The sequence below is a fragment of the Yaniella halotolerans DSM 15476 genome (assembly GCF_000420805.1).
GTDB classification, from domain to species: Bacteria; Actinomycetota; Actinomycetes; order Actinomycetales; family Micrococcaceae; genus Yaniella; species Yaniella halotolerans.
The window spans coordinates 1,114,962-1,136,287 of record NZ_ATVQ01000001.1 but is presented as its reverse complement, the minus strand read 5'-3'; the positions used below and the strand labels follow the sequence as shown (position 1 = coordinate 1,136,287).

The 21,326-nt window shown below is 54.9% G+C and carries 17 protein-coding genes, 2 tRNA genes and 1 pseudogene; 12 read left to right on the top strand and 8 right to left on the bottom strand.

Translation table 11 applies throughout. The features are described 5' to 3' along the window. Positions 1-6: 6 nt before the first annotated feature. The 5 genes from G583_RS0105520 to rpmH are packed head-to-tail and all read right to left on the bottom strand — an operon-like array spanning position 7 to position 2,452. Positions 7-531 (bottom strand): Jag family protein, encoded by a 525-nt coding sequence (locus G583_RS0105520; protein WP_022870192.1) that lies wholly within the window; start codon positions 529-531, stop codon positions 7-9. Next, positions 528-1,490 (bottom strand): membrane protein insertase YidC, encoded by a 963-nt coding sequence (gene yidC / locus G583_RS0105515; RefSeq protein WP_022870191.1) that lies wholly within the window; start codon positions 1,488-1,490, stop codon positions 528-530. Before yidC ends, G583_RS0105520 begins: the two co-directional genes overlap by 4 nt. A gap of 3 nt (positions 1,491-1,493) precedes the next feature. Then, complete coding sequence (yidD, locus tag G583_RS0105510) at positions 1,494-1,904, bottom strand: membrane protein insertion efficiency factor YidD (RefSeq protein ID WP_022870190.1); 411 nt, start codon at positions 1,902-1,904, stop codon at positions 1,494-1,496. Continuing rightward, positions 1,888-2,271, bottom strand: coding sequence for a ribonuclease P protein component (gene rnpA / locus G583_RS0105505; RefSeq protein ID WP_022870189.1), 384 nt, complete (start codon positions 2,269-2,271; stop codon positions 1,888-1,890). Before rnpA ends, yidD begins: the two co-directional genes overlap by 17 nt. 43 nt (positions 2,272-2,314) lie before the next feature. Next, positions 2,315-2,452, bottom strand: coding sequence for a 50S ribosomal protein L34 (gene rpmH, locus G583_RS16570; RefSeq protein ID WP_084677252.1), 138 nt, complete (start codon positions 2,450-2,452; stop codon positions 2,315-2,317). A gap of 422 nt (positions 2,453-2,874) precedes the next feature. On the opposite strand from rpmH, the gene dnaA reads away from it, so the two are divergent. The 12 genes and pseudogenes from dnaA (at position 2,875) to G583_RS17105 (ending at position 14,765) form a co-directional block, all read left to right on the top strand. Then, on the top strand, positions 2,875-4,395 hold the full coding sequence (gene dnaA, locus G583_RS0105500; RefSeq protein WP_022870188.1) for a chromosomal replication initiator protein DnaA: 1,521 nt from the start codon (positions 2,875-2,877) through the stop codon (positions 4,393-4,395). Between the two features lie 652 nt (positions 4,396-5,047). Beyond that, positions 5,048-6,178 (top strand): DNA polymerase III subunit beta, encoded by a 1,131-nt coding sequence (gene dnaN, locus G583_RS0105495; protein WP_022870187.1) that lies wholly within the window; start codon positions 5,048-5,050, stop codon positions 6,176-6,178. 2 nt (positions 6,179-6,180) lie between these two features. Further along, a complete protein-coding gene (gene recF / locus G583_RS14560) occupies positions 6,181-7,410 on the top strand; it encodes a DNA replication/repair protein RecF (RefSeq protein ID WP_022870186.1) in 1,230 nt (409 codons plus the stop codon). Further along, entirely contained in the window at positions 7,403-7,906 is a 504-nt protein-coding gene (locus G583_RS0105485; protein WP_022870185.1) for a DUF721 domain-containing protein, read from the top strand. Before recF ends, G583_RS0105485 begins: the two co-directional genes overlap by 8 nt. Positions 7,907-8,170: 264 nt before the next feature. Next, entirely contained in the window at positions 8,171-10,261 is a 2,091-nt protein-coding gene (gyrB, locus tag G583_RS0105480; RefSeq protein WP_051129653.1) for a DNA topoisomerase (ATP-hydrolyzing) subunit B, read from the top strand. A 53-nt stretch (positions 10,262-10,314) separates the two neighbouring features. Further along, complete coding sequence (gyrA, locus tag G583_RS14555) at positions 10,315-12,906, top strand: DNA gyrase subunit A (protein ID WP_022870183.1); 2,592 nt, start codon at positions 10,315-10,317, stop codon at positions 12,904-12,906. After that, positions 12,903-13,367, top strand: coding sequence for a DUF3566 domain-containing protein (locus G583_RS14550; RefSeq protein WP_084677251.1), 465 nt, complete (start codon positions 12,903-12,905; stop codon positions 13,365-13,367). Before gyrA ends, G583_RS14550 begins: the two co-directional genes overlap by 4 nt. Positions 13,368-13,452: 85 nt before the next feature. Further along, positions 13,453-13,526: transfer RNA gene (locus tag G583_RS0105465), tRNA-Ile, on the top strand. A 22-nt stretch (positions 13,527-13,548) separates the two neighbouring features. Beyond that, the gene (locus G583_RS16820) at positions 13,549-13,668 is read left to right on the top strand and encodes a DLW-39 family protein (RefSeq protein ID WP_022870182.1); all 120 of its coding nucleotides are present in this window, start codon (positions 13,549-13,551) and stop codon (positions 13,666-13,668) included. A gap of 5 nt (positions 13,669-13,673) precedes the next feature. Beyond that, positions 13,674-13,749, top strand: a tRNA-Ala gene (locus tag G583_RS0105455). Between the two features lie 663 nt (positions 13,750-14,412). Next, positions 14,413-14,625: pseudogene (locus tag G583_RS17110) on the top strand (DinB/UmuC family translesion DNA polymerase); the annotation flags it as partial. A gap of 68 nt (positions 14,626-14,693) precedes the next feature. After that, positions 14,694-14,765, top strand: a complete 72-nt coding sequence (locus G583_RS17105) for a DUF4113 domain-containing protein (protein WP_084677298.1) — start codon at positions 14,694-14,696, stop codon at positions 14,763-14,765. Between the two features lie 36 nt (positions 14,766-14,801). On the opposite strand, the gene G583_RS0105445 is transcribed toward G583_RS17105, so the two are convergent. The 3 genes from G583_RS0105445 to G583_RS0105435 are packed head-to-tail and all read right to left on the bottom strand — an operon-like array spanning position 14,802 to position 21,234. Beyond that, positions 14,802-17,936 carry a type I restriction endonuclease subunit R gene (locus G583_RS0105445; protein WP_022870180.1) on the bottom strand — a complete coding sequence of 1,045 codons (3,135 nt, stop codon included), beginning with the start codon at positions 17,934-17,936 and terminating at the stop codon, positions 14,802-14,804. Then, the gene (locus G583_RS16265; RefSeq protein ID WP_022870179.1) at positions 17,933-19,267 is read right to left on the bottom strand and encodes a restriction endonuclease subunit S; all 1,335 of its coding nucleotides are present in this window, start codon (positions 19,265-19,267) and stop codon (positions 17,933-17,935) included. The genes G583_RS0105445 and G583_RS16265 overlap by 4 nt, the downstream gene beginning before the upstream one ends. After that, entirely contained in the window at positions 19,264-21,234 is a 1,971-nt protein-coding gene (locus tag G583_RS0105435) for a type I restriction-modification system subunit M (protein ID WP_022870178.1), read from the bottom strand. Before G583_RS0105435 ends, G583_RS16265 begins: the two co-directional genes overlap by 4 nt. Positions 21,235-21,326 lie beyond the last annotated feature (92 nt).

Below are 21,326 nucleotides of genomic sequence, written 5' to 3'. Positions count from 1 at the left end.
TCAAGGCTACTCTCCGGCACTAATGACGACGTGACGGCGTGGGCCTTCACCTTCCGATTCGGAGTACAGGCCAGCTTCAGCGACTACGTCGTGAACGATTTTGCGCTCGTATGGGCTCATCGGCTTCATGTGCTCGACGTCGCCCGATTCCTGAACTTTGGCAATGGCTTCACGAGCTTGGTCACGTAGGGCGTCAGCGCGCTGTACACGGTGCCCAGCTACGTCCAAGATGAGTCGTGAACGTTCCCCTGTGGAGGAGAGTACCGCGAGGCGAGTGAGCTCCTGCAGAGCGTCTAGAGTCTTGCCGTTCTTACCAATGAGACCGGCGATATCTTCGTCATCTTCAGCGGCAAGCACGGAGAGGTAGGTCCGGTTGTTTCGGACTTCAATATCAATATCGCCATCGAGGTCGGCGATATCCAGAAGTTCCTCAATGTAGTCGGCGGCGTGGTCGCCTTCGGCTTCAATGTCAGAGGACTCGTTGACCTCTTCGGTGACGTCTTCCGACGCGTTAGCTTGTTCTGCGTTCATCGTTTCTTCCTAGGTTTTTTCACAGGTTGGTGACGCTGGCCTTTAGGCTTCTGAGCTTCAGCCTGAGATTTCTCTTCGGCTTCTTGGGCTGCTTTGCCAATTGGAGGCAAGCCTTTAACAGCGCGACGTTCATTGAGTTCACGTTCGGCAATGGAGCCTGGCGTTGGGTTCCGGCGGATAATAAAGAGTTGCTGTCCAACGGCCCAGAAGTTGGTTGCGGTCCAGTAGATGAGTACGCCAACTGGGAAGTTGAAACCACCGATGGCAAAGACAGCAGGCAGTGCGTACAGCATGATCTTCTGGGTCTGTGCGAACTGTCCGGTCTGCGCGGCTTCGGACATGTTCTTCCCCATCAGGGTCTTCTGCATGTAGAACATGGCAGTGACCATGAGGATAATCAGAATGACGGCGACGACGACAACGTTCAGGTCGAAGTTTTCCCCGACATTGTCCTTCAAGACGTCCGACATTTGTGCGCCGGCGAAAGACGAATTCGCGAATGAGTGCACTTCGTCTGCTGAAAGTGCACCGATCGTTTCATTATTGTCGGCAGCTTGTGACGCGCTGACGAGTACACGATAGAGCGCAAAGAAGAATGGCATCTGCACCAGCATGGGCAGACATGCCGCAAACGGACTGGTGCCGCGGTCCTTGAACAGCTGTTGCTGTTCCATCGCCATAGCCTGGCGGGAGAGCTGGTCTTTTTTATTCTTGTACTTAGCTTGCAGCTTTTTGATCTCGGGCTGCAATTCCTGCATGGCCCGCTGGGATTTAATCTGCTTGACGAATACCGGGATGAGCAAGGTACGGATCAAGATCACCAGCAGGACGAGTGCGAGTGTCCAAGTCCAGCCCGATGCCGAGTCCATTCCAAGGAAGCCCAGCACGGTGTGAAACATGCTCAGCACCCATGAGACCGCCCATGTGAAGGGGAGAAGAATTGTGTCAAAAAATCCCATAGTTTATTTATCCTCTTCGGTGGCCTCGGTATCCGGCGGTATCACCGGGTGGTTCAGTTCAATAATGAAGGGTTGTTTGCCATCCGGCCAAATCCTATTCCCTGGAGGGACCGGATCAATGCCACCGTCTTGCCATGGATGACAACGCAAAATACGCCATCCTGCCATAAGGCTACCCTTAATGGCCCCCTGCGTATAAACCGCTTCTAGGCCATAGGCTGAACACGTTGGAAAGAATTTACATACGTCTCCATACGTTGGAGAGATGATTCTGCGATACGCTCGCAACAGCCAACCAACCACGGTTGATGGCAGGGCACGAATGAATCCCCACTGTTTTGCGCCGTCCTTCACGATAAATGGCGAAGGCTGCGCACTGTCGGGGAGATCTTGGTGCTCACTGTTGCTCTGCACGCCGCATATACTTTCTCAGTGCCCCATGAACTGCATGGGTTGCCGCCTCTTTGAGCTCATCAAAGGTGGCATTGGCAGAAGTTGGTAGTGCTCTGACTACTAGGTCAACCGAGCCCTCAGCTACTTCGATATCAAAATCACGGTCAAAGAGTTCGGCGACGATAGCACGCAGTCGACGTTTTACAGCGTTCCGGGTGACGGCATTCCCCACGGCTTTGGAAACAATAAAGCCTGCACGTGAGTCATCACCGGTGGCTGGTCGAATATTTGCAGATACGACAACGTTCCGATTACCGAAACGGGAACCGGAACGTTGTGTATCAGAAAATTGTGCTCTAGTGCGTATCCGTTGGTGTTGCGGCAGCACTAAATCAGTGCTCCTGTGGCCACCGGCACCGACACTTTAAAGCTTAAGCGCTCACACGTGCGCGGCCCTTGCCGCGACGTGCTGACAAAACTGCACGGCCGGCGCGAGTACGCATACGGGAACGGAAACCATGCTTGCGGGCACGGCGGCGGTTATTCGGCTGAAAGGTCCGCTTAGTCACTGTTATTTCTCCACACTCAGTCAGACGCAGAAGCATACTTTGGGAAGTGCGTCTCAAACTGCGTTAGCCCAAAAAAACTTCGGCGATATTAGTTCATTATTTGTTCATACTCTCCCGGTGCGCGCTAAAAAATGGCACGCCTCATCCCGGGCAAGACTCAATAAGTCTATGAACAGCAGTCGGTTAGGTCAAATTGACGTGAAGTTTTCAGTTATCCTAAATGCCGCTCTGTGTATAAGCTGTGCATAACCCTCTCAACCCTGTGGAGATTAAGGCTAAGGTTGGGGAGGTCGGACTTGTAGAACGTTGAAAACACAATGTAACCGGTCCGGGGCTTGTGGATAATGCGTGCGTAAAGATATTGCCGTCCTGCTGTGTACAACGCAGCAGAGTACGGGAATCATGAAGTGGGGTTTTAGCGGATGAGTGTTAGCGAATCGATCATCAACTCGTGGGAACGAGTTGTTGAGAAAGTGCGCGCTTCTGGTGACGTAGGCCTTAGTCAGATGGGCTTTTTAGACCTCGCACACCCGCAGGGACTCATTGCCAACACCCTGTTGTTAGCCGTCCCAAATGAGTTGACCCGCGACATCTTAGAAAACCGTTTACACGACTATCTAGCCGATGCCCTGACCGAAGTTTTTGGCACTGATATCAATTGCGCCTACTCGATCGACACCAATCTTCACGCCAGTACCCCAGAAATTCCGACCGCACCAAGACCATCCACGCCCGAATCTCGTGTTGTGGATAATGTTGTGGACATATCTGAAGCGTCCCAAGCCCCAGCGGAAAAAGCTCAGACTGATGAACCGCTCATGGACGATCTCTTTAGCTCCCAAACCAACCCCGCTGCAGCTCCCTATGGTGGCCCTCAGCTAACTGTTTCACCACATTCAGGTGAACGGTCCCGGCTCAATGAGCACTATCATTTCGATAATTTCATCACCGGTTCATCAAACCGTTTTGCTCATGCTGCCGCTTATGCTGTGTCTGAACAGCCAGCCAAGTCATACAACCCACTCTTCATTTACGGGGAATCAGGTCTGGGGAAAACCCACCTCTTGCACGCCATCGGTCACTATGCTCAGGAACTCTTCCCGGGTTTACGCGTTCGGTACGTCAACTCCGAAGAGTTCACCAACGACTTCATTAACTCGATTCGTCACGATGAAGGCGCATCCTTCAAGCAGATCTACCGCAACGTGGACATCTTGCTCATTGACGACATCCAGTTCATGGCGAATAAAGAAGCCACCGTTGAAGAGTTCTTCCACACATTCAACGCGCTCTATAACAACCACAAGCAGGTTGTGATCACATCAGACCTGCCTCCAAAACAGCTCTCTGGTTTCGAAGAGCGTCTGCGTTCCCGTTTTGAATGGGGACTCACCACAGATATTCAGCCACCAGATCTTGAAACGCGTATCGCAATTCTGGCGAAGAAAGCTGATGCCGAGCGCATTACCGTGCCAAAAGATGCCCTGGAGTACATTGCTTCACGGATCGATACCAACATTCGCGAACTGGAAGGTGCCCTAACTCGCGTCACCGCATATGCCTCGTTGAATAATGAGCCAATCAATCTCGACCAGGCTCAGTACATTCTGAAGGATCTGATCACTGACGACGATGCACAAGAAATCACTTCAGATCTGATCATGGATGAAACCGCGAACTACTTTGGGTTTACTTTGGCTGATCTGCAATCGAAGTCTCGAACCCGAACGCTCGTTACGGCCCGACAGATCGCGATGTACTTGTTGCGCGAGCTCACCGAAATGTCATTGCCGCGCATCGGGGCTGAATTCGGCGGTCGTGACCACACCACGGTGATGCATGCCGATCGCAAGATTCGAGATTTGATGAGCCAGCGGCACGCGATTTACAACCAGGTCACGGAACTTACGAACAAAATTAAGCAGCGGGCACGCAACGTCTAAGAATTTTTTGTGTGATCCCAGACTCCACAAAAAATTCGTTTAATTCTGTGTTTTAGGTGGATACCTTCAGGTTAAGGTTGAAGCGATCTCCACATACCCCTATTAACCCTATTTCGGCCTGAGAGTCGAGCGTCCCTCGAATCCTCAAAACAGGCGTCCACCGTCATCCACAGTCATCCACAAGGTTTTCCACAATAGGGTTAGAGCTTCTTGAAGGCCTTGTGGATAACCCTGTTGATAATTAAGGGACAACTTGGGTCTGGCTGCGGATAACTCGCTTAATCGGTGGAATTACAACGATGTAAGGGAATGATGTCCCCACAACTTACCCACAGCCGAAGCGAGCACTCTGCACTTAATGCTCCACAGGCAAATGCTTATAGGGGCGCCGATGCACAGGCTTTTCCACAGTATCCACACCCCCTACTAATACCCCCATTCCTTTAAACACCTCTAAATAACGATGAGTCGGACTTCTGGCTGATGCACTTTTCAAAAACTGATTCGAGCTCCACTGCTTTTTCAAACTGCTTGTCGACGGGGAAGTTGAAATCACGCTAAGCTGTCTAAGCACCCCTAATAATTTCGGGTGTCCAATTTTTGTCATTGGGCAATTGCGTATTGCCATTTTCTGAGGGAAGGCAGACTCTTCGTGAAGTTCACAATCGGACGGGATGTTCTTACTGACGCTGTCACTTGGACCGCACGTTCACTGTCTCCTCGACCACCCGTACCGGTTTTACGCGGTTTGCTCATTACCGCCGAAGACAACCTCGTCTCAATCGCCAGCTTCGACTATGAAACATCTGCTCAACTCGATGTTGAGGCACATATTGAGTCCGAAGGCCAGATTCTGGTTGAAGGCCGCATGCTCAGTGACATCGTTAAGTCGCTGCCGAATGCCCCAGTCACCATTGAACTGACCGAATCTCGAGTAGTCGTTACTTGTCAGAATTCCACGTTTACGTTGGCAACTATGCCGGTCAATGAATACCCAGCACTTCCAGCTATGCCTGAAGTTGCCGGCACTATTGACGGTTCAGTCTTTGCTGAAGCTATCGCTCAGGTAACTGCTGCAGCATCCAAAGATGACACACTGCCAATCTTGACCGCAGTCAAAATCGAAATTGAAGGTGACAAAATCACCTTCTTGGCTACCGACCGGTACCGCCTCTCGATGAAAGAAATCACCTGGACACCACATGATCCACAGATTTCGACATCTGTACTGGTCAAGTCTCGTACGCTAACCGAAGTCGCTCGATCACTCGGTGGCGGCGGAGAAATTGAATTCCGTTTTGCCACAGAAACAGACGATGCTGAACTCGTTGGCTTTTCCTCAGGTGGTCGTCGCACCACCAGCCTGCTGGTCGATGGTGAATACCCAAAGATTCGTTCACTGTTCCCAGAAGAATCCAACATTTACGCAACCGTCGACACCGGCCAGTTGATCGAAGCCGTCAAGCGCGTTGCGTTGGTGGCAGAACGCAACACCTCACTGCTGATGGTCTTTAGTAACGGCGAAGTGTCGCTTTCTGCAGGCCAAGGTGACGACGCATCAGCTACAGAATCCGTTCCGGTACAAATGGAAGGCGAAGACATTACCGTTGCCTTCAACCCCTCGTACCTTTCCGAAGGTCTCAACGTCATGGGTGGGGCTTACACCCGTTTCGCATTTACCAGTGCACCAAAACCGGCCCTACTGACGGGCAAAAAAGAACTTGAAGGCCCGCAGAATGAGGACTACCGGTATTTGGTCATGCCGATCCGCATTCCGAACTAGCCGTGTACCTTTCACACCTTTCGCTCACGAATTATCGTTCGTATGAACAGGCCGAGATTGAACTCAAGCCCGGCCCGAACATCCTGATTGGCGCAAACGGTGTTGGCAAAACCAATGTTGCCGAAGCCATGAATTATTTGGCTGTGCAACACTCCCACCGGGTTTCCAATGACCATCCACTCGTGCGAATCGGGCAAACCCAAGCACTAGCACGTGGACGGGTGCACCGCGGGGAACAAGCCGTATCAATCGAATACGAAATCAACCCCGGCAAATCCAACCGGGTGGCTATTAACCGTGGGGCACCGCAAGCCGCACGGCAGGCTTACGGTATTTTCAAAGCTGTCCTCTTTGCCCCCGAAGATATTGAACTCATTAGTGGGCAACCAGATATTCGACGTCGTTTTATGGACGACCTCATCGTTCAGATGCGCCCGGCACTCGGTGACGCCCGACGTGACTACGACAGGGTCTTACGTCAACGCAATGCATTGTTAAAATCTGGCCGCAAACCAGGCTCATGGACCGACGAACATGAATCCACGTTGGCGGTGTGGAACGAACACCTTGCCAGGGCCGCCGCTCGACTCATTAATGGGCGGCTCCATGCGCTGCGCCTGCTGGCTGCACCGACTTCGGAAGTTTACGCCGAGCTCTCGAATGGCAATAAGCCCGCAGGATTCGCCTACCAATCTACGGTTCCGATGGCTACCGGGCAGCACGCTGAAGTACCCGATGAGGCTGTACTGTATACCGCCATCGTCGAAGCATTAGAAGAAGCGTATCAATCCGAACGGGACCGGGGCGTTACCCTGGTTGGTCCACACCGCGATGATTTGGTGGTCACCTTGGGCCCGGCGCCGGCCAAAGGTTTTGCCTCGCACGGAGAAACCTGGTCCTTAGCACTTGCCCTGCGGTTGGCGTCATACCGGGTGCTGGCCAAAGATGATCCAAATCCTGATGCCCGGCCGGTGCTGATCCTCGATGATGTTTTTGCCGAACTCGATGCGGCCCGCCGAGCTCGTCTAGCCGAGATGACCCGCGATGCAGAACAACTGATCATTACCGCAGCGGTCAGTGCCGATATTCCACCGGAACTCACCGGAACGCATATTCCCATACGCATGCGTGAAGGCATCTCCTCGTCGGGTGAGCACCTCGAATCCCTGGACTCACTGAAGCTGACCGAGGCGAATTACTTTGAAGACGCCGAGGGATCTTCCGATGAGTAACGACGACGATGCCATCGAAGAAGACTCTATTGATGCCGCTGCTGCCGCACTTCAACGCGTGCGACAAGCTGCTGCCGAAGCCGGATTTCAACCCGGGATGGCAGGGCAGTTCGACCGCAGCAAGAGAAGACGACCGCGTACCAAGAGCGATAAACCGGGGCGTTCAGCTGGGCCGCAACCACTGGGCGATATATTCTCGAAATTTTTGGCACAGCGCGGCTGGAAAGAACCGGTTGCCGTCGGTTCGGTGCTAGCGGATTGGCCTTCGATTGTGGGTCCACAGATCGCTGAAAACACCGAAGTCGAATCATTTGAGAATGCCACCCTGGTCCTGCGGGCCTCGTCGACCGCATGGGCCACTCAACTTCGCCTGCTCACCCCGCAATTGATGCATAAGTTCAATGATGTGCTGGGAACCGGCGTCATCACGAAGCTTGAAATTAAAGGTCCGGCCGGTGCCAAATATGGGCGTCGGAACCGTGGTGGCTGGCGGTAAAACGTGGAAGCGTTAGAACCGCCTGTAAATCGATTCATGGATCCGAAGGTGGATCCCGCCTCATTATCTGCCCCGTGATCCAGCCACAGAGGCCATTTTGGGCGTTCTGGCAGAAGTTTTAGCTCACGGCACGCTCACATTTTGGGCGAAATGGTGTCCCATGTCGTAGAATAGGCACGTTATAGACTTCCTGTTTTTGATCTGCAGTGCTGTTAAGGAGCAAAACGGCCCGTGTCTGAGAACCTAACTGACAATAATGTAGCGATGCCTACAGAAGCGCAATCTGAAATGCAACGCGTAGAGCATTCCTACGAGGCAGGCGACATCACTGTCCTGGAGGGTCTCGAAGCAGTTCGGAAACGTCCGGGCATGTATATCGGCTCCACCTCGGAACGCGGACTCCACCACCTCGTCTATGAGGTTGTGGATAACTCGGTGGATGAGGCCCTGGCCGGCCACGCCGACACCATCCACGTGACCATCCAAAAAGATGGCGGTGTGCGCGTTGAAGATAATGGTCGCGGTATTCCCGTGGCCATGCACCCCACCGAGAATAAACCCACCGTTGAAGTGGTCATGACGGTCCTGCATGCCGGCGGTAAATTCGGCGGCGGCGGCTATGCGGTTTCCGGTGGTCTCCACGGTGTGGGTATCTCGGTTGTGAACGCACTGTCCTCCCGCGTGGACGTATGCATCAGCCGTGACGGCTACCTGTGGGATATCTCGTTCAAAAACGGTGGCATCCTCGATGCCGCACTGCAACAAGGCGAAACCTCCGAAACCACCGGGACAACGCTGACGTTCTACCCGGATGCAGAGATCTTCGAGACCACCAATTTTGATTTCGAAACACTGCGGGGACGCTTCCAGCAGATGGCGTTTCTCAACAAGGGACTGCGCATCACGCTCACCGATGAGCGCGAAGAGATGGCCGAAACCATCACCGCAGACGAAATTGCCGGCGAAACCGATAACGAAACCCTCGCCGATGCCGAAGCCGAACTGCAGTCCGAAGACGGCGACGGTGAAGCAACCTCGGCCGAGGACACCGTTCGCCGCGTCGATTACCTGTATGAAAACGGCCTGCTCGACTACGTCACCCACCTGAACACGTCCAAACGTGCTGAACTCATCCACGAAGACGTCATCGCATTTGAAAAAGAAGACACCGAACAGGGCATGTCCATTGAGGTGGCCATGCAGTGGACCACCGCGTACTCCGAATCGGTACACACGTACGCCAACACCATTAACACGCACGAGGGCGGTACCCACGAAGAAGGCTTCCGTGGTTCGCTGACCTCGCTGGTCAACCGGTATGCCCGCGAAAAGCAGATCCTGCGTGACAAAGACGAAAACCTTACCGGTGACGACATCCGTGAAGGCCTCACCGCCGTGATCTCGGTGAAACTGTCCGAACCACAGTTCGAAGGTCAAACCAAAACCAAACTCGGCAACTCCGAGGCACGCGGCTACGTGTACTCGGCCATGACCGAACAACTCGGCGACTGGCTCGAGAGCCACCCCGGCCCGGCACGCGACATCATTCGCAAATCCCAGCTGGCCGCCCAGGCTCGTATGGCCGCGCGGAAAGCTCGCGAACAGGCCCGCCGCAAATCACCGCTGGAATCCTTCGGTATGCCCGGTAAACTCTCGGACTGCTCGTCGAAAGACCCAGAAGAATCCGAAATTTACATCGTCGAAGGTGACTCGGCCGGCGGTTCCGCCAAACAGGGCCGCGACCCACGCACCCAGGCGATCCTGCCGCTGCGAGGAAAAATCCTCAACGTCGAACGCGCACGCATCGACCGCGCTCTCGGCAATGCCGAAGTCCAAGCCATGATCACCGCCTTCGGGTCCGGCATCGGCGAAGAATTCGACATCGCAAAAGCCCGCTACCACCGCATCGTCCTTATGGCCGACGCCGACGTGGACGGCCAGCACATCACCACCCTGCTGCTGACCCTGCTCTTCCGTTACATGCGCCCGCTCATCGAGCACGGCTACGTGTACCTGGCCCAGCCACCGCTCTACAAGATCAAGTGGTCCAACCAGGCCGATGAGCACGTCTTCACCGACGAACAGCGCGACGAAGCCCTGGCCCGTGGCGAAGCAAAAGGCTGGCGCCTACCAAAAGACAACGCCATCCAGCGTTACAAAGGTCTGGGCGAAATGGACTACCAGGAACTGTGGGAAACCACCATGGACCCAGAACAGCGCACCCTGCTGCAAGTCACCATGGACGACGCCGCAGCAGCCGACCAAGTCTTTTCCATGCTGATGGGCGAAGACGTCGAGTCCCGGAGGAACTTCATCCAGGAAAACGCCAAAGACGTGCGCTTCCTCGACATCTAAGTCCCCACCAAGCCTTTCAGTAACTTTTCGACGAACTCGGAGATGACAAACCCGTGAGTGACGAGCAAACACCCACCGAAAACGACGTAACGCGAACCGGCGTAGACCAAATCGACCTGCAGACCGAAATGAAACGGTCCTACCTCGACTACGCCATGGCCGTCATCGTGGGACGTGCACTACCTGACGTGCGAGACGGCCTGAAACCCGTCCACCGCCGCGTCATCTACGCCATGTTCGACGGCGGCTACCGCCCAGAACGGTCCTTCAACAAATCCGCCCGCGTCGTCGGCGAAGTGATGGGGAACTACCACCCACACGGTGACAGCGCCATCTACGACACCCTCGTGCGTCTCGTCCAAAGCTGGGTCATGCGCTACCCGTTGGCCCTGGGCCAAGGAAACTTCGGCTCCCCCGGTAACGACGGCGCCGCCGCCCAGCGTTACACCGAAACCAAAATGGCCCCGCTGGCCATGCAAATGGTCCGCGACATCGACGAAGACACCGTCGACTTCCAGGACAACTACGACGGCAAACAACAAGAACCCACCGTCCTGCCAGCCCGCTACCCCAACCTGCTGGTTAACGGCTCAACCGGTATTGCCGTGGGTATGGCCACCCAGATCCCACCGCACAACCTGCGCGAAGTAGCAGAAGGCGTGCAGTGGTACCTGGATAACCCAGAAGCCACCCGCGAAGAACTACTCGAAGCCGCCATTCAGCGCGTCAAAGGCCCAGACTTCCCATCCGGTGCTCAGATCCTTGGCCACGCAGGCATTGAACAGGCCTACCGTACCGGCCGCGGCTCGATCACCATGCGTGCGGTCGTCAACGTTGAAGAAGTGCAAAACCGCACCGCCCTGGTCGTCACCGAACTGCCATACATGACCAACCCGGACAACCTGGCCCGCCGCATCGCCGAGCTGATCAACGAGGGCAAACTCTCGGGCATCGCCGATGTGCGTGACGAAACCTCCGGCCGTACCGGTCAGCGTCTGATCATCGTGCTCAAGCGCGACGCCGTGCCAAAGGTTGTGCTGAACAACCTGTATAAGCACACCGCACTGCAAGAAAACTTCTCGGCCAACATGCTGGCCCTGGTCGACGGTGTGCCCCGCACCCTGTCCCTGGATGGTTTCATCCACTACTGGGTCAAACACCAGGTCGAAGTCATCGTCCGCCGTACCGCCTATCGCAAACGCAAGGCCGAAGAGCGCGCGCACATCCTCCAGGGCCTGCTCAAAGCCCTGGACATGCTCGACGAAGTCATTTCGACCATTCGTGCCTCCGCATCCGCCGATGTGGCCCGTGAAGAACTCAAAACCCTGCTGACCATCGATGACGACCAAGCACGCGCCATCCTGCTCATGCAGTTGCGCCAGCTGGCCGCCCTGGAACGCCAGAACATCCAGGACGAATACGACGAACTCCAGGCCAAAATCGCCGAGTACATTGCGATCCTGGAATCCCCAACCCGCCAGCGCGAAGTCATCTCCGAAGAACTCGCCGGCATCATTGAAAAACACGGGGACGACCGCCGCACCGAAATCCTCTACGGCTACGACGGCGACATGTCCATCGAAGACCTCATCCCAGAAGAAGAAGTCGTCGTCACCATCACCCGCTCCGGGTACGTGAAGCGCACCAAGGTCGACAACTACCGCGCACAAAACCGCGGCGGTAAAGGTGTTCGCGGTGCGGCGCTGAAGGATGAAGATGTCGTAGAACACTTCTTCACCACCTCAACGCACAACTGGTTACTGTTCTTCACCAACTTTGGCCGTGTCTACCGGGTCAAAGGCTACGATCTTCAAGAAGCTGGACGCGACGCCCGTGGACAACACGTTGCCAACGTACTGGCCTTCCAACCCGATGAGCACATCGCCCAGGTACTCACGCTCGATACCTACGAGGACGCCCCCTACTTGGTGTTGGCCACCAAATCGGGCATGGTCAAAAAGACCCGCCTCGCCGACTACGACAGCCCACGCCAAGCCGGCCTCATCGCGATCAACCTCAACGATGGCGACGAAGTCGTGGCAGCCAAGCTGATCGACAACACCGAAGACCTCATCCTGATCTCACGGAAGGGCCAATCGCTGCGCTTCACCGCCACCGATGAAGCCCTTCGTCCAATGGGCCGCGCCACCGCCGGCGTCAAAGGTATGAAATTCCGTACCGAAGACCAACTGCTCACCATGTCGGTCATCGAGGATGAGTCCTACGTGTTCACCATTACCGACGGCGGCTTCGCCAAGCGCACCTCGGTCGATGAATACCGCACCCAGAACCGCGGTGGCTTCGGCATCAAGGTCGCCAACCTGCCAGAGGCACGCGGCGAACTGGTTGGTGGCGAAATTGTTGTCGCCGATTCCGAAGTACTAGTTGTCATGGAATCAGGCAACGTCGTACGCTCAGCTGTAGAGCAAGTGCCCATCCGTGGTCGTGACACCATGGGCGTCATTTTTGCCTCACCCGGCAAGAAAGATCGCATCGTAGGTGCTACGCTCAACTACGAAATCGATGAACTCGAAGACGACGCCGAAGAAGGCGACGAAACCGAGCAAACCGACACAACAGATGAATCCACCGTCCAAGATCAGGTATCCTCGGATACTGACCTCGACGACGAAGGAGAACAGTGAGTAAGACTCAAGCAGCCAAACCCAACAAGGGTGGCAGCCGACCAGCGGGCAAAACCGGTTCCGCAAAAGGACTCGTTCGTCCAGCCCCAAAGGCCAAAGCACGCCGGGCCAAACTTGTCATAGCCAAGATTGATTCCTGGTCGGTCTTCAAGATTTCCTTCCTCCTGTCAGTAGGCTTGGGTATCGTTACCGTGGTCGGTGCTGTCCTCATGTGGACCACCATGGACCTCACCGGCATCTTCGACGACGTCAATGCCCTGCTCGGCACCATCTTGGGGACCGAGGGCGGCGGCACGCAGGTTCAAGAGCTCGTGACCCTCGGCCAGGTCGCCTCATTTGCCACCATCATGGCCGTACTCAACGTGGTATTAATCACCGTCGCAGCAGCACTCGCGGCCCTGTTATACAACGTTTGTGCGTCTCTTGTTGGTGGAATTGGTCTGACCATGACAGACGACTAACAAACAGACCCCACCGATTTTGCTTTTTAGAAAATCGCGTGTAAGGTTATATTTCGGTTCACGTCGCAAGGCGGAATCGAAATGAGGGCGTATAGCTCAGGCGGTTAGAGCGCATCGCTGATAACGATGAGGTCCCAAGTTCAAGTCTTGGTACGCCCACTACACCAGCAAAGGAGTGGTTGTGAAGAAAGTTCTTCTCGGACTTGCCATGATCACCGCGGCGGGTGTAACTTATAAGATTGTTACAGATCGCAAAGAAGCCCAAGACATCTGGGATTCAGCAACTGATACAATCAAATAACCTTCGGGGGCATGGCGCAATTGGTAGCGCATCTGCTTTGCAAGCAGAGGGTTAGGGGTTCGAGTCCCCTTGCCTCCACCAAGGAAAAAGGTCGGAACTGATTTTCAGTTTCGACCTTTTTTTGTTAAACATTCTAAGTTTTGTGAGTTATAGGCAGAAATGTGTACCTGATCTTGGCGCCACTGATGGGATCCTCAAGGATCGGTGGTGTGATGCGTGCTGCCGGGTCCTAGTGACGCTGTTGGATGAAGGTGTGCACGGGTGCTGGTGCCTCGGTGTGTTAATTCAGCGTCCATTCCACGGCCCGTTAGCATCGTGGCAATCGCATTCCGCGGTGTAGCGATAACATTCGTTGCAGAGGTGCATTGAGCCCGCCTTCAATTAGATTGATCGTCGAGGACACCGGTGCTTGCACCGTGTCGAGCAGATCAGGCTGTAAATACTGAAATAGCGTGCCCTCGCGGTCCTGGGTGGCCAGCAGGTTCCAGGCCTTGGGACTCGGTCACGCGTCCAACACCACGGGGTAGTGGCAATCGGGTCGGTGGCGGAGGTCTTTTGCTTGAGGAATCCTTGATGCTCAGAATGCTATTCTGCTAACCCGGATCCACGATCGATGACCACGACTGTAGCGCCGGAATCCGGGTTAACAGGAAGCCCCAGGCGGTGGCGTCTCCGGTGGTGCAGCTGCACACACTATTAGCGCTGCGAGAGAAACCCTGTATTCCTCTGGAGGAAGCACGTTAGGTGAAAGACCGGCTGATCTATTCGCGCAGTTTCGCTAATCCGGTTACCGACCGTCACGGCATAGACCAAGTGCTGAGCATTTACGCGCAAAAGGCGTCCACCCGGTTACACCGCCACCACCTGGAGGCCAAGGTGGTCACCGCGTGGGCGATGACCAGCGCCTTCAATGACGATCAGTCTCACCAGCCCGCTGTGACGGTGGCGTTGCCGGGGTCTAGTGCCGATCCAGTGGTGTTGACTAGGACCGCCAAAGCATTGTTGCCCAAGCTCCGGCCTGGCAGATGCGTCGGAGCACTATGTCACCGAGGTACACCACTCACTGGGGTGAGTTGTTGACCGTTACAGCTGCCTAGCTGGGTTTTCATCTGAGGATGGTGGGGTGGTCGAGTTTATTGGGCGTGTTCGAGGGCGTCGAACAGGCCAACCTCCACGAGGAGTTGGATGCGGTCTTGGTTGGGCATCTCGCGGAGGTGTTTGATGATTTCGTTGGTTTGGGTCTCGTGGGACCATAGGGCGTCTTCGGAGACTTCGACTAGGGCGGGAGAATAGAGAAAATCGGTGGCGGTGTTGTTATGATACTGCTGCTGCAGGGTGGGGTCGGCAGCGATCTGATTGGTCAGGAGTTTCAGTGATTCGACTTTGTATTCATCGGAGGCTTCCAGGTCTCCGAGATAGGCGTTGACTTTTTCGATGAGCTCAGCCATGGCGGCGCGTTGTTGTTCTGCGGCGCGGTTCATGCCGGCTTCGGTGAGGCCTTCCAACCCTGGGGTGTCTTCGGAGGCTAGGCGGAGGTTTGCTTCGTCCCGGATTTTTTCTAATTTGTAGTGTGTCAGGACCACATCGGAGATGTCGACGGCATGCGGGTCTGGCTCGTCGGTGGTGAAGTTGTTCAGCAAGCGGGCGAGGAGCCCGGCATAGGCGGCGAGTTTCTCATAGAAGGGGTCCCCATAGTCCAGGATTTGGGAGAAAAATGCGTACGCTTTGGGGTACTGGCTAAGCGCTGACCGGAAGGCCATCAGTTCGTCGAGGTGATGGGTGTCCTGGTCGTAGACGGCTTGTTGCCAGCGGTGGGCAAATCGTTGTTTGGCTGGTTCTAAGGACTGATAGACGGCGTTGTGGCGCTGGGCAGATGACCGCCATTGGGTCCAGAACTGGTCGACTTCAGCGTGGGTGAAGATCTGTTGGTTTTCTAGTGTGGTGCGTAGATCGGTGATCAGTTCCGGATCGGATTCCGTTTGGACGTGGGCGTCTTCATAATATTCTAAAAACGCATCTCGGATGTCTTCTGGGTCATTGATGAAATCCAGGATGAAGGTTTGGTCTTTACCCGGGGCCGTACGGTTGAGCCGGGAGAGGGTTTGTACCGCGGCAATGCCGGAGAGTTGTTTATCCACATACATGGCCACCAATAAGGGTTGGTCAAACCCGGTCTGGTATTTATTGGCCACAATCAACACATGCTGGCCTGCCTGATCAAATACGGTGGCTAGATCCCGACCGTGCAGGCCGGGGTTCTCTGAGGTCTCGGTGACCGTGGGTCGGTCAGCGTCATGCAGTGCTTCCACATCGGGGTCGGGGACCTCCCCAGAAAACGCCACTAAGGATTGCAGATCTAGGTTACGGCGTTTCATTTCGTCTTGGAAGGCCCGATGATATCGTACTGCTGCTGCTCGGGATGCGGTGACGACCATGGCTTTGGCTTTACCACCCAACTCGGGGCGGACCACGCGTTGGTAGTGTTCAATGATCTCATGGACTTTGGAGCGAATGTTGGTGGGATGTAGCTCGACTTTGGCCAGTAACGCTCTGGCCCCACGGCGCGCATCCACCTCATCATCGGCGGTGTTGTGGCCGGTGGTGTCGGCTTTGCTGGCGATCCGGGCGGCAACCTCAAAACTGGTGTAGTTCTGCAGCACGTCTAAGATGAAGCCTTCTTCGATGGCCTGTTTCATGGAATACAGGTCAAAGGCCTCCAGCTGGTCGGTGGTGGGGTTGCGCTGGCCGAACAGCTCCAGGGTTTTTTCTTTCGGCGTGGCGGTGAATGCGAAAAAACTAATCCGGTCATCCGCATCGACCTGGGCGGCCATCCGCGCTAACGCGTCCTGATCGGCTCCAATCGCCTCGGCCTCCTCAGGGTCCTTAGAGTTATTCGGGTGCTCAGTGCTGGTGTAGAGCAGTTCTTTGAGTGCTGCGGAGGCTTGGCCGGTCTGGGAGGAATGGGCCTCATCAGCAATGACCGCAAACCGGCGACCCGCTACCCGGCCACCTTCATCTCGGACCTTCTGCAACGCATAGGGGAAGGTTTGCAGGGTTAACCCAAGAATCGGGGTATCCGCCGCTAACGCCTCTAAGACTTGGTTGGTCTTGGACTGGTCTGATCCTGAAGTAATCGGTTGAAACGTGCCAGTGGTAGTGGTGAGCTGATCGATCGCGTCTTGTAACTGCCGGTCCAGGACTTGTCGGTCCGAAATCACCAACACATTATCAAAAACCTTCTCCCCAGCATCGGTATGCAACGACGCCAACCGGTGGGCCGTCCAGGCAATGGAATCCGTTTTACCGGACCCAGCAGAATGCTGAATCAAATAATTGCGCCCCGGCCCATGGGCCTTGGCAGCTTTGGTGAGTTTCGTGACGGCCCGCCACTGGTGATACCGCGGAAACCGGATCTGCGTAGACTCGGTGACCCGACCGGTGGTGGGATCAGTTTGGCGCTGATGATTAATATAAATGAACTTGGTCAGAATATGCAGCCACGTATCCGGCTCCAAGATTTCTTCCCAAAAATACGCTGCCGGCACCTTGCCCGGCACCGGCGCATTACCCGCCCCATTATTGTGGCCTCGATCAAAGGGCAAAAACACCGTGGCATCCCCAGCCAACCGGGTCGTCATCGCCACCTGGTCTTCCGAGACCGCGAAATGCACCAACGCCCCACGACCAGCCGTGAGCAACGGCTCCCCCTGGGGTCGACGATCCTTGCGATACTGCCGCTTGGCCGCCTCTAAGGCTTGGGTCATCTCAGTTTTCAACTCAATGGTGGCCACCGGGATCCCATTGGCAAACAACACGAAATCCAACCGGCCACCATGTTTGGTCGAATACCCCACCTCTGGGACCACCCGCAACCGGTTGCGCTGATACCGGTCAACTAACACCGGATTGCGCGTATCCGCCGGCGGGAACTGCAACAATGCAAAATCCCGAGCGCCCGGCAGCCGTAATTTGCCCCGCAAGGTTTTCAGTGTGCCCCCACCCTGGGATTCATCGGTGCTCAGTTGTTTGACCACCCGATCTAGAATCCGGCGCTCACCACGCTCACGCACCACGGCATCAGCATCTGGGAGCACAATCCGTGCATAATTGTCGGGATCAGTATCGTGTAACCACCCCAACAGGTCTTCCGGAAACAACGCCCGCTCAACGTCATACCCTGAAGCATCCGCCGACACCAACCAGCCAGCTGCACCCAAAGATTGGGCAATCTGCTGCTGAAATGCCTTTTCCTGATGCGCCAAACTCACACCCGCACCTCGTCTTCTAACACCTCTTCAACCGGCCGCCGCGCCTGGGACACATCCAACTGACCCGTCACCGCAGCAGAAATCAACGCAGCCCGACGCTCACGAGACAACACAATCGCCTCCCGCGCATCAGCCACCGCAGCATCCAACTCTGCTGCCTCACGCTTCAAAAAATCAGCAATCGCACGCTGCTCTTTGTAGTCAGGCACAGCAATTTCTATCGATCCGATTCTGCTTTCAGTCATCGTGGGTGTGGTTCCACCGGTTGGGTATGATCGAAATTCATTATGCACTCTACTGTTTGATATAGCACAGTGGAAAAAATAGCCATCCATATTGTATGGACGCAAGATCACTATCTGCGGGTTGATAGTCACGTGTGACTTCTCGGACAACTCTACATAGGCGGTCTTACCAAATGTCGAACCAGTTTTGACCAAAAGAGTGTCACCCGAAGATACGACAATTTCGGGGGATTCAAAGTACTTCTCCCATGAAATATAGGTAGAATCCTGCCAGCGCAAGCGTCCCGCTCGCATATTCCCCGGACTCAAGGCAATCGCTCCGCTACCTTCATCAACTAGATCAGCGGTCGTGTATCCGCGAAAGCCAATTCTCCCTCGTATTGAAGCAACCCTTTTTATCGGCATCATGCGCCAATGCTCTGGTATTTGGCCTACCCATTCCAAACCGCTGTCTTTCATCGGGGCATTGGGGTCGAGGCCTTTGGTGACGGCGTGGGTGATCGTTGCGGCACGACGCTCCTCCAACAACTCAATCAGCCGTTCCTGATCCGCAATAAACGCATCAATCTCCGCCGTCTCACGATCAAGAAAATATAAGAGTTTGAGTAAATCTGTATTCCCAGGTAGAGGGATACGAATCGAAGCAACATCTTTAGACGACAAATGTTTGACGGTTGTTGAATATTTTAAGTCATTGATAATGGTTAGAGGTTCTGGCAAACAGTAGCCAAACCATGAAGAAATCTCAGCTGAAGCTTCAACAGCCAAGACACGTTGATTTAGTAAGCCTGGCTCAGAGTGTTCCCAACGGCCGGTATTGAAATCCCCATCCATCCCGATGAGTAAATCACCATATTGCACTCGTCGAGAGGTCAACGGCGCACCACTGTATCTAGTCTCGATTGAGCCACCAAGTATGTCTCTGATGCGGATCAACGGAACACCTTCTTGACCGAAAAATTTCGAATCATAGGGTTGCCCATTTATTAGATGTGCCAGATCTCCCACACGTGCGACTTTCCAACCTGACGGTAGATCATGCCGGGGTGTGATCCCGAGTGCTGCAGGCTTCCAGGACCAGCTCATTTTTTTACCTGTTCGAGTCGTGTGCGGATGCGGCCGAGGACTTTGTCGAGGTCGGCGTCGATGTCTTCGAGGGGTCGGGGTGGGGTGTATTGGTAGAAGTGGCGGGTAAAGGGGATTTCGACGCCTTCTTTGGCTTTGGTTTCATCAACCCACGCATCGGGGATGAAGGGTTTGACTTCTTGTTCGAGGTACTCGTGAATGTTCTGGTCCCAGGGGACGTTTTCGGTGTCGCGTAGCTCAGTGTTGGGTTCGGGGTCGCCGTTGCGTTTGGTCACCAGCTCCCCGTTGTCGTCGTGTTCGCCGAGTTCGGCTACCACGGTGCGCAGCGCGGCGGGGGTGAGCACGATTCCGGCTTGGTCCAGGCGGGTGGTCAGGTCGTCGGTAAATGCTTGGCGTTGCGTAAAGACCAGGTCGTCGTGTTCGTGGTGGGCTTGCTGCAACGCTTGGCGCAGTGTGGTTTGGGTGGGCTTATCGAGTCGGGTGATGGGGCGTGCGGCGAGGACGCGTTCGATGCGTTCGGGGGTGTAGGCGTAGTTGAGCCGCAGTGGGCGTTCTACGGTGATGGTGCGGTAGTAGAAGTCTGTGGTGTTGAAGATCTTGGAATGTTCGGTGTCTTCAAACGCGGCGTAGAGTTTCGCGATGGTGGTGATGTTCTCGTCGGACAGTTGGTGGCGTTTCGAGCCCACGGATTTGCGCATCTTCACATACATCTCGGTGGCGTCAATGAGTTGGACTTTGCCGCGCCGGTGGTCGGGTTTGGCTTTATTGAGCACCCAAATATAGGTTGAAATCCCGGTGTTATAGAACATGTCTGTGGGTAGGCCCACGATGGCTTCCAGATAGTCGTTATCGAGGACCCATTTGCGGATATTGGACTCCCCGGAGCCGGCACCGCCAGTAAACAGAGGGGACCCGTTGAGCACGATGGCTCCGCGGCCTGCCACGTTGTGGTCATCGATGGTGGGTTCGCGCAGTTTGCTGATCAGGTGCATTAAAAACAATAATGACCCATCTGAGACTCGTGGTAGGCCGGGGCCGAAGCGTCCATCATAGCCTTGGATGGTGTGTTCGGTTTCGACTTGTTTGCGGCGTTGTTTCCAGTCCACTCCAAAGGGTGGGTTGGATAACCCATAATGAAACGTCCGGTCTTCAAAGGCTGGTTCTGTGAGGGTGTCACCGAGGACGATGTTGTCGATGCTTTGGCCTTTGACGACCATGTCGGCTTTACAGATCGCATACGAGGATGGGTTGATTTCTTGGCCCAGCAGGTTGATGGCGGCATGCGGGTTGATGGCTTTGATCTTGTCATCCGCCACCGACAACATGCCCCCGGTGCCAGCGGTGGGGTCATACACATCTCGCACCACCCCGGGAGTGGTCAAATCGTGTTCATCCGCCAACAGCAGGGTGACCATCAGTTCGATGACTTCTCGTGGGGTGAAGTGTTCACCGGCGGTCTCGTTGGAAGCTTCGGCAAACCGGCGGATCAGCTCTTCAAAAATGTGGCCCATTTGGTCATTGGAGACTCGGTCTGGGTGTAGATCGGTTTTGGCGAAGTGCTGCAACACTTGCAGTAACAAGTCATGCCGGGCTAGGTCAAGGATGGTGTCTTCGAACTTGTACTGTTCGAAGATATCGCGGATGTTCTCAGAAAACCCGTTGACATAGCCCCGCAGGTTTTCTTCCAAGTTATCGGCATCCCCACGCAAGGTTTTTAATGAGTGCTGGGACCGGTTGAAGAAGCTGTAGTGATGCCCAGCCCGTGCCCGTAACAGGCCTAATGGTGGTTCCTGGTCTGGTTCAAAACCTTCCACCGCGGCCAGCACCGCGTCTTTGGTTGGGGCGAGCACCGCATCCAGTCGGGCTAGCACGGTGAACGGTAAAATCACATCCCCATACTGGTGCTGCTTATACGCTCCACGGAGGATATCCGCCACCGACCAAATAAACTGCGCATGATTCAACACCAGAACGACCCCTACCTGTCAACAAACTTTGGTTATTATCTCAGGATAATTGATAAATAGAAGAAAAGTGGCTGCTAGTAGTGTTTATCGCA

What these genes read in the sequence shown, in the direction of transcription:
- G583_RS0105520 (WP_022870192.1), bottom strand. Translation starts at nt 531, where the DNA reads ATGAACGCAGAACAAGCTAACGCGTCGGAAGACGTCACCGAAGAGGTC.
- yidC (WP_022870191.1), bottom strand. Translation starts at nt 1,490, where the DNA reads ATGGGATTTTTTGACACAATTCTTCTCCCCTTCACATGGGCGGTCTCA.
- dnaA (WP_022870188.1), top strand. Translation starts at nt 2,875, where the DNA reads ATGAGTGTTAGCGAATCGATCATCAACTCGTGGGAACGAGTTGTTGAG.
- G583_RS0105485 (WP_022870185.1), top strand. Translation starts at nt 7,403, where the DNA reads ATGAGTAACGACGACGATGCCATCGAAGAAGACTCTATTGATGCCGCT.
- gyrB (WP_051129653.1), top strand. Translation starts at nt 8,171, where the DNA reads ATGCCTACAGAAGCGCAATCTGAAATGCAACGCGTAGAGCATTCCTAC.
- G583_RS16265 (WP_022870179.1), bottom strand. Translation starts at nt 19,267, where the DNA reads ATGAGCTGGTCCTGGAAGCCTGCAGCACTCGGGATCACACCCCGGCAT.